3 protein-coding genes are annotated in these 3343 nt (G+C 74.3%); all 3 read right to left on the reverse strand.

Translation table 11 applies throughout. From position 1 onward, the window contains the following. Positions 1-611 (reverse strand): copper transporter (locus SACSA_RS0101845; protein WP_019813048.1); only part of this gene is annotated, 611 nt, incomplete at its 3' end. Next, a complete protein-coding gene (steA, locus tag SACSA_RS0101850; protein WP_019813049.1) occupies positions 608-1849 on the reverse strand; it encodes a putative cytokinetic ring protein SteA in 1242 nt (413 codons plus the stop codon). The genes steA and SACSA_RS0101845, both read right to left, overlap by 4 nt. A gap of 138 nt (positions 1850-1987) precedes the next feature. Next, positions 1988-3343: DNA repair protein RecN (locus SACSA_RS21045; RefSeq protein ID WP_019813050.1), on the reverse strand; the 1356-nt coding region annotated here is incomplete at its 5' end.

Here is a 3343-nt window from a genome sequence, read left to right on the forward strand (position 1 = left end):
ACCACGACGGCCAGGTGCGCCGCATCCGGCACGTCGGCCGAGGCGACGAACCCGCCCCGGGCGAGCCCGGCCAGCACCGCCGCACGTGCCTCGGGACCGGCCTGCGGTTCGGCGGTACCGGGGTCGAGCAGGAGAGCCGAGCCGAGCAGCGCACCGGCGAGGTCGCCGTGCTCGCCGTCGACCGGGAGGGACACCCCGGCGGGTTGCAGGCGCAACACCAGGTCCTGCAACGCGTCGGACTCGGCGGGGTCGGTGAACGACCGTGCCAGACGCACGTCCCCGGTGACGGTCGCACCCGCCTGGTCGAGCAGGCCGGTGATCCCGTCGCGCACCGGCGCGGCCACGTCGTGTGTGGTCACCAGGACCACCGAACGGTTTTCGAGCACCCCGTCGACGACCTGCGGCCCGACCGAGCCCGCGAAGGCGTCCAGCCCGGCGACGCGCGCGTCGAGAGCGTCGCGTTCGCTCTCCAGCCTGCCGACCCGGTCGGCCAGTTCCGCGCGCTCGTCCGCGTTCCCGGCCGACAGTGTCGTCACACCGAGCACAGCCCCGACCGCGAGCGCGAGGAACGCCGCCGCGAGCGAGACGAGGTGGTAGCGCAAGGAGATCATCGAACGGCCTCCCCTGTCGTCGGAGAGCCGGGTCCGTCCTCGGCGGCGGTGATCTGCCCGGCGACGCCTCCGATCCAGTCGCCGACCGACTCGGCCGTGGTGACCGCGCGGTCGAGGGCGGCGCCGCCCGCGCCGGTGAGCACCAGCGCGACCGCGACGACCGCCACGGCCGAGGCCACCAGCAACGCGATCGCACCGAGGGACACCCGGCTGCGGTACAACTCCGCCACGGCCCGGCCGTCGATCAGCTTCGTGCCGAGCCGCAGGCGGGTGAGAAAGGTCGACGGGTTCGACCCGGAACGGCCGTGGTCGAGGAACTCCCGCAGCGTGGCCTGGAACCCCACGCTGACCACCAGCGCCGCGTCGTGCGCGTCGGCCAGCAACAGCGCCAGGTCCTCCGGGTTGCCCGACGCGGGGAAGGTGACCACCTCGATGCCGAGGTCCTGCGCCCGTTCGACGCCCGGGGCGTACCCGTCGGGGTGGGCGGGCACCACCACCGTGGTCGCGGCGCGCAGGGCCGCGGCGCCGATGCCGGTGGGATCGCCGACCACGATGTCGGGCACGTGGCCCGCCGCGCGCAGGGTGTCGGCCGCCGCCTCCACGCCGACGAGCACCGGCCGGTGTTCGGCGAGGTAGGTCTCCAGGGACGCGAGCTCCTCGGCGTGTCCGCTTCCCGGAGCCACCACCACGACGTGCCGGTCCGCCAGCTCGACCCCGACCGGGGGAACCCCCACCCCGTCCAGGACAAGGCCGCGCTCCCGCCGCAGGAACTCGATGGTGTTCGCCGAGAACGCCTCGAGCTGGGCCGACATGCCCGAGCGGGCTTCGGCCACGCGCTCGGCGACGCTCTCGGGCGTCTGCGCGGTGCCCGTGGCGATCTCCCGGTCGCCCGCGTACACCGTGCCGTCGTGGACCCGGATCGTGCTGCCGTCCTTGATCCGGCGCAGGGCGGCCGTTCCCACGTCGTCGACGAGGACCACACCACCGTCGAGCAACGCTTCCGGGCCGAGGTTCGGGTATCTGCCCGAGATGGAGGGCGCCGCGTTGACCACGGCGGCCACCCCGGCACGCACGAGCGCGTCGGCGGCCGCCCGGTCGAGGTCGGTGTGGTCGAGCACCGCGACATCGCCGGGACCGACCCGGCGGAGCAGGTCCCGCGGTCGGCGGTCCACCCGTGCCGTGCCCGTGACGCCGGGCCGGATCGCGCTGGACCGCGTGAGCAGGCCGGTGAGTTTCATGCGACTGATGGTGACCACGACCGGCCCTCGCGATCGACCGCCACGCCGCTCCCGCGACCGGATTAACCCGATCCGCTGAATGGACGAGTCGTTTCAGTAGCACGACCCCGGAACCGCCTGGCCCCGGTACGGCCGCGATCAGCCGTCCGAACCACTCCGGCGGGACGCCGCACGCGAGCGCCCGCGCCCCGGTGCCTTGCCGCGCCCGGGGGTCTCCTTCACCTTCGCCGCCGCGTCCAGCAACTCCTCGGCGTGGGCGCGGCCGGTCTCCGTTTCCTCGAGCCCGGCGAGCATCCGGGCGAGTTCATTCACCCGTTCACCGGATTCGAGCGCGCGGACACCACTTCGCGTCACCCCCTCCGCGGACCCCTTGTCCACCACCAGGTGCCGGTCGGCGAACGCGGCCACCTGCGGCAGATGGGTCACCACGAGTACCTGATGGCTGCGGGCGAGCATCGCGAGGCGGCGTCCGATCTCCACGGCCGCCCGTCCCCCGACCCCGGCATCGACCTCGTCGAACACCAACGTCTGCACCGTGTCGGCGTGGGCGAGCACGACCTCGATCGCGAGCATCACGCGGGACAGCTCACCGCCGGAAGCCGCCTTGTGCACCGGCAGTTCCTGCGCTCCACTGTGCGCGCGCAGCCGCAGCTCGACCTCGTCCACCCCGTCGGGGCCCGCGTGCAGGAACTCCCCGTCGACGCGCACGGCGTGGTCGTCCTCGGCGTCGGCGGTCCGGCGCCGCACGGCCACGGTGATCCCGGCCTGGCCCATGGCGAGGCCCTCCAGCTCCGCGGTGATCCGCTCGCCGAGGTCCTCGGCCGCGGCGGCACGGGCGGCGGACAGCCGGGCAGCGTGCTCGGCCAGTTCGGTGGCCAGCGCGTCGCGCCGCTCGGCCAGCTCGGCCAGCGCCTCCTCGGAGGTGTCCATCGAGGAGAGTCGCTGCCGCGCGTCGTCGGCCCACGCCAGCACCCCGTCGACGTCGGCGGCGTACTTGCGGGTCAGTTTCTTCAACTCGGCCTGGCGGGCGAGCACCTCGTCCAGTCGCCCCGGATCGAGTTCGAGCGAGTCGAGGTAGCTCGCGAGCTCACCACCCACCTCGTCGAGCAGCACCGCGGCCTCGGCCAGACGCGGTTCCAGGTCGCGCAGCGCCGCGTCCTCGACGCCGGTGAGCCTGCGCCGGGCCTCGCCGAGCATGCCGAGCGCGCCGGGCGCGTCGGCGTCGGGTTCGGCAGAGCCCGTCAACGCCAGCTGTGCCGCCGTGGCGGCCTCGCGCAGCTCCTCGGCGGCGGAGAGCCGTTTGACCTGTTCGGTGAGGTCGGTGTCCTCCCCCGGCGCGGGATCGACCGCCTCGATCTCGGTGAGGCCGTGCCTCAGCAGGTCCGCCTGCTGGGCCAGCTCCCGCGACCGGGAACGCCGCTCGTGAAGCTCGGCCGCGACGGTGGCCCACTCCTGCCGCACCCGCCGGTAGTCCGCGAGCGCGTCGGCGACGGG

Source organism: Saccharomonospora saliphila YIM 90502 (assembly GCF_000383795.1).
GTDB lineage: Bacteria > Actinomycetota > Actinomycetes > Mycobacteriales > Pseudonocardiaceae > Saccharomonospora > Saccharomonospora saliphila.